This is a genomic window from Bacteroides sp. RTP31139st1_H2_RTP31139_211217 (assembly GCF_040227615.1).
Classification (GTDB): Bacteria; Bacteroidota; Bacteroidia; order Bacteroidales; family Bacteroidaceae; genus Bacteroides; species Bacteroides uniformis.
Genome location: NZ_JBCNZM010000136.1, coordinates 7,995 through 12,693, shown reverse-complemented (window position 1 = coordinate 12,693; position 4,699 = coordinate 7,995). Strand labels below are relative to the sequence as shown.

7 protein-coding genes are annotated in these 4,699 nt (G+C 58.3%); all 7 read right to left on the bottom strand.

Translation table 11 applies throughout. The annotated features are described in order from the left end of the window. Positions 1-839: conjugative transposon protein TraM (gene traM / locus ABUA47_RS18345; RefSeq protein ID WP_349831862.1), on the bottom strand; the 839-nt coding region annotated here is incomplete at its 3' end. Further along, positions 814-1,113, bottom strand: coding sequence for a TraL conjugative transposon family protein (locus ABUA47_RS18340; RefSeq protein ID WP_004295449.1), 300 nt, complete (start codon positions 1,111-1,113; stop codon positions 814-816). The genes traM and ABUA47_RS18340, both read right to left, overlap by 26 nt. A gap of 4 nt (positions 1,114-1,117) precedes the next feature. Beyond that, entirely contained in the window at positions 1,118-1,741 is a 624-nt protein-coding gene (gene traK / locus ABUA47_RS18335; RefSeq protein WP_004295450.1) for a conjugative transposon protein TraK, read from the bottom strand. Between the two features lie 11 nt (positions 1,742-1,752). Then, a complete protein-coding gene (traJ, locus tag ABUA47_RS18330; protein WP_151940550.1) occupies positions 1,753-2,832 on the bottom strand; it encodes a conjugative transposon protein TraJ in 1,080 nt (359 codons plus the stop codon). A 19-nt stretch (positions 2,833-2,851) separates the two neighbouring features. Then, complete coding sequence (locus ABUA47_RS18325) at positions 2,852-3,472, bottom strand: DUF4141 domain-containing protein (RefSeq protein ID WP_004295452.1); 621 nt, start codon at positions 3,470-3,472, stop codon at positions 2,852-2,854. Positions 3,473-3,507: 35 nt separating this feature from the next. Continuing rightward, a complete protein-coding gene (locus ABUA47_RS18320; RefSeq protein WP_004303798.1) occupies positions 3,508-3,822 on the bottom strand; it encodes a DUF3876 domain-containing protein in 315 nt (104 codons plus the stop codon). A 14-nt stretch (positions 3,823-3,836) separates the two neighbouring features. Then, positions 3,837-4,699: TraG family conjugative transposon ATPase (locus tag ABUA47_RS18315; protein WP_349831860.1), on the bottom strand; the 863-nt coding region annotated here is incomplete at its 5' end.

Below are 4,699 nucleotides of genomic sequence, written 5' to 3'. Positions count from 1 at the left end.
GTTTGCTGCACGGCGGCACGGATACTGTTACGCTCGGGCTCGCGAAGGTCGCTCCCCACCGTGTTGAAACCCCAGTTCCGGGGCTTGACGAACTCACGGGCGAAGACCGAATCGGGCAGCGGGGCGGCGAGCAGCGACACGATGTTACGGCGCACCTGGCGCACGGGCTGCACGGAAGCCTTGCCGGAAACGGAGGTTTTCTGACGCGGGGCTTCAGGGGCCTGACCGCCGTTCATGTAGCGGGCGGCGATCTCGTAGGACTTCTCCAGCAGCGCCACCTGCTCCTCCTGGGCCGTTTTCTGCGCCTGCTGTTCTTCCAGGCGGCGTTCCAGTTCCTCGATGCGGGCCTGCATCTCGCGCTCTTCCCCCGTTTCACCGGCGGTCTCCTCGTAGAAACTGCCTAACTGGCGGTTGATGTCGGCATAGGCGGCACGGGAAGTCCGGAAAGCTCCCGACGAACCGCCGGCAGAGCCGGAAGACTTATCCGGCACGGCAGCGGGCATGACAGGCTCTTCCTCCTCGTCCTCCATCCCGAACGCGAAATCCTGCAAGGAGCGCATCTTTTCCCGCTCCCTGCGCCGCATCTCCTCCTGCACGTAGGCATCACGCTTGTCCGAGAGGATACCCTCCGATTCCGGGGTCGGCAGCTCCGTGTTGAAACCCGCCGAAGGCTCCTCCCGTTCTTTTTCGCCGGGGGAGAAGATCAGCCACATGCACCCGGCAAAGGCCAGGAAAAAGAGCGGGAAGACCACCATCTTCTTCCGCATCTGTATCTGCCGGGGCGTGAGTTCCTTTTTCCCCGCCTCCGGCTGTTTATTCTGTTTTTCGTTCGTCGTCATAATTGAAATCTTTTAGATGTTTTACACTGTCGGCCTCCTGCCGTTGTCTTAATTCCAGCTCCAGCCGCTCGATATGCCGTATCTGCATCCGTTCCCCGGCTCCCTTGCCGAAGCGGTAGATGGAAGACACGGTAAAGTAGAGCGACAAGACGGAAAAGAACAAGAGCAGCGTGAGGATCACGATAATCCGCTTATCGGGCGAGAGCGCCCCGCAAGCGCGGCGCAGGTGGTCTTCGACCCACTCCCCGAAAGCCTTTATTCTCTTCTTTGCCATAGCCTTATCTTTTTAATGTACGTAAATCGCGGTTCTCCAGAATCTCGAATTTCTCCATGATGAAACCCTGCGGGTTATTGTCCGAACGCCCCGAGTTGATCAGCTCGCAGCGCGTGACCAGCGAACGCTCGGTGATGTTGCTCTCGCGGACAATCATTTGCCGGGCATAGGTCATGGCCCGGTAGGGATAGGCGTTGAAGTCGCACACCACGGAGTCCACCTCGATACGCTGGCTGATGTTCCCCGACACCACACGGTTGTAGTAACCTTTCTCCTGCATGTCCTGGTAATAGGCGAAGGCGCTCTTATCGACCAGGAACAGCGCGCGGTTGATGTTGCTCTCGATGGCCGCACGGTCGGGCGAGAGGGTGAAGAACAACTCGTGAAAACGCCGGATATGTTCGCGCGCCTCCACGGGGCGGTTCTGGCTCAAATCCTGCGAGAGCGCCAGCATCAGCGACTTGCCCCCGTCCAGGACGTAGATCTTCTCGCGCTGCTTTTCGGCGAAACGGAAGCTCGCGACCACGCTGAACACGGATACCAGCGCGCACAGGCAGAGGAACACGATACCGAAAAGCCGAATCTGCCTGAAACTTGTTTCGATGTTTTTTAATGACTTGAATTCCATTGTCCAAATTGTTATGAATGATTACTGTTACCTTGTGTTGCCAGGTTGCGCCCGTTGGGGGCACTGCCCGAAGCCTGGCCACCGCCCCCGTTACCGGAGGAGGAACCGCCACCGCCGCGACGCCCGAACGTGCGGCCGATCATGTTGCCGGCGATACCGCCCGCGACACCCGTGGCGAATGCCCCGGCCTTGTTGATACCGCCCATAGCCCCGCCGGCTCCGCCCGACTGGATCACCCACTCGGCAACGGTGGGGATCGTGAAATAGCCTATGATACCTATAATCAAAAAGATAATATAGACACCGCTGCCGCTGTCGGGAATGTAGTTGGGGTCTTGCAGGGCCAGGACGTCCGCCTGGAGCATCAACGTCTGGATCTTGGCCAGCACCGCGGAGAACAGGTCGGCGATGGGAAGCCAAAGGTACACGCTGATATAGCGGGAAATCCAACTCGCGAGCGTCGAGTGGAAGCCGTCGTAAATGGAGAGGGCGAACGACAAGGGCCCCAGAATCGACAGCACGACTAAAAAGAATGTCCGCAGCGTGTCGATGGTAAGCCCCGCGGCGTTGAACAACAACTCGAAGAAGTCCCGGACAAGTTGCCGGAAACCGGCCTTGATGTCGTACCACGTGCGTTCGGCCCACATGCTGATAATCTCGCCCAAGTCCGTGATACCCATATCCGCAAGCCGTTGTTCATACACCTCGTCGTCCACTAACCAAGCCTTGCCCTCGCGCCTGTGGGCCTCGGCTTCCAAATCGTCCTTCTGTTGCTGGTATGCCTGCAAATCCAATGTCTGCCCCTCCAGTATGGCGTGCGTGCCCTGCACCACGGGCGACATCACGGCGTTGATCGTCCCCAGAACCACGGTGGGAAAGAACATCACGCACAAGCCGATGGCGAAAGGCCGCAGGAGCGGGAACACGTCGATAGGCTCCGCATTGGCCAGTGCCTTCCATACCCGGTAAGCCACGTAAAAGAGCGCACCCAGGCCGGCGATACCTTTCGCCACCCCGATCATGTCGCCGCATAGCGGCATCATCTCCTGATACAGGTTCCGGAGAACCTGGTGTAAATTGTCGAAATCCATGACTGCCTCCGTTTTCAGGTTACCAATATCTGTCGTTCGGGTTCCCGTAAAGTGCCAGCACCCGGTGCGCGTCGCCCTTTTCGCGGCTGCGGATGAAGGACACGGAGATGGTCTTGCGCGTGTAATAGCGCGTGAGGTTGCGGTACTCCAGCATCTTCGTGTAAACCTGATCCACCACGTCCATCCGCTCCTTGTCCGAGAGCGAGAGGCCGTTGCCGCCGGTTATGACCGTCTTGAGTTCCGCCACCAGCGCGCCGCCCTCCTCCAGCAACCGGGCGTAACCCGCCGAGATCGCCGCCAGCTCGTCCACCGTGAAGTTCGGGTCTGAAACCATACGGTTGAATCCCGAGGTGTAGATTTCCGTGATCTCGCTGACCATTTCGAGCGTCAGCTTCACCTTCCGGGCATCCTTGATGATGTTATGCACCGATTTGAGGGCGTCGTAGTAAGCCTTGCTCTGGTTATAAATCTTGATACTCTCTTGCAGCGACTTGACCATGTTGGTCGCCGTGGTCGAGCTTTGAACCGCGCTCTTGATGTTCTGAACGAGGTTCGACGGGTCGATGACCGTCCACTGCGCTTTTGCCTGGTACGTGAAGCAAAGAAGCCCCACGAACAGCGTTAAAATCAATCGTTTCATCCTTTTCATTATTTAATTCGTGAATACTTGGGCGGTCATTCCGACGCCCGGTAATAATCCCCGTAGGCGGAGAGCTGGAGCACCTCGCGCCCCGCATCGTAGGCCAGGGCGACATACCCGTAGAGGTCGAAGTAACGGATACCTCCCCAATACTTCCTCACGGGACGGGAGAAGCGTGTCCCGTCCTTGTAGGACACCTCCACGTAAAAACCGCCGCCCCGGCGTCCCGGGTTGCGGTAGATGCGAACCCGGGGAGAACCCGAGCGGCTTTCCCACTCGCCCGCCACCTCGTACAGCGCGAAGTCCAAACGCGCCGCCGTGGGGTCTGATCCGATACACTTGCGATACATGGCCTGCCCTCCCTTTAACGTTTGCCCTCGGCGAGCTGCCTGATCGCCAGTTCCATATCACCGCCCAGCTCGCCGGCAAGCCGCTGTACCTCCACTTTCTCCGTTTCCTCGGTCGTGTAGGCCAGGTACTCCGGGACGCTGACCTCCGTGGCATAGACCGCCGACTGAACGCCGCCCAGACCGATCCAGACCTCCTTGTATTTACGGGAAGGGTCGTTGGACTGGTTGATCGAGAGAATCTGCGCCTTCTCCTTGTCGGTCAGCCCCAACAAGGACTGAATCGCGTCGAAACGGTTCATGAACTTGCGCTGGTCGAGCAGGATCTTGCAGTCCGAGTTGTTGATGATCGCCTCCTTGACCACCGGGCTGGAAATGATGTCCTCGACCTCCTGCGTCACAACGATGGCCTCACCGTAGTATTTGCGGACGGTTTTATACATATAACGCAGATATTCAGCCATATTAGCCGTAGAGAGCGCCTTCCAGGCCTCCTCGACGATGAGCTGTTTGCGTACCCCCTTGAGCCGTCTCATCTTGTTTATGAAAGCCTCCATGATGATAATGGTGACCACGGGAAAAAGCTCCTTGTTTTCCTTGATGGAATCCACCTCGAAGACCACGAAGCGCTTCGAGAGCAGGTCGATGTTGGCCCGGGAATTCAGAAGGAAGTCGTAGCGTCCGCCCTTGTAATACTGCCGCAGGGTGATGAGCATGTTGTCGATGTTGAAATCCTCGCGGCTGACCCGGATCTCCCGCTCCTCCAGCTCGCGGCGGTAGTCGTCTCGCAGGTACTCGTAGAAACTGTCGAAACACGGCACGATATTCCGGTCGGCGCGGATACGCTCGATATAGGCGTTCACGGCACTGCCCAGCTCGC